The sequence below is a fragment of the Vibrio sp. 1288 genome, assembly GCF_033344475.1.
Map to the genome: position 1 here is coordinate 1 of NZ_JAWPOX010000637.1, position 650 is coordinate 650.

The following is a 650-nucleotide window of genomic DNA, read 5'->3' on the forward strand; positions in this document are numbered from 1 at the left end:
TTGATGAACTTCGCCATCGGTATCTTTAAAACTGTGTGTTTTGATCAGGTAAGGTTGGAAGTAATGCTCGCCAGTTTTCTTATCAAACACATTGGCGTTGATGTAGGGGAAGTTCGCGCCGGCCAGCGTATTTTGTAAGAAGTCCAAACCATAGTTGAATTCATGGTTACCAATGTTCCCCACATCATAGTGCAATTGGTTCATGGCTTTGTACACAGGATGAACTTCTCCAGCCTGTATTCCTTTTGCTGCCATGTAGTCACCCATCGGGCTACCTTGAATTAAGTCGCCGTTGTCGACCAACACGCTGTTTTCCACTTCGGATTTTGCCAGCTTAACTAATGTGGCTGCGCGGCTCAAACCAATTTGTTGTGATGGTTGGTCTTTGTAGTAATCGTAATCCATCACGTTGGTGTGGATGTCAGTGGTTTCAATAATGCGAAGCTTGATCGTGTCTGCCATTGCTGGCCCTGCAAGCGTCAACATGCCACTCAAAACTGCGACGGAAATAGGATTAACTGCCATTTTCATGAGGTGCTCCAATTTAATGGGATAGGAAGTCGAGTGTAACGAATTTTAATGCAACTTAATGATTAAGGTGCAGAAAACTGTGAATCAACGACATTTTACTGAACCCTTTTCATATTAAA

The 650-nt window shown here is 43.2% G+C and carries 1 protein-coding gene; it reads right to left on the minus strand.

The annotated features are described in order from the left end of the window. A partial coding sequence (locus tag R8O11_RS28485) for a metallophosphoesterase (protein ID WP_318195028.1) occupies window positions 1-531 on the minus strand: 531 nt, incomplete at its 3' end. Window positions 532-650 lie beyond the last annotated feature (119 nt).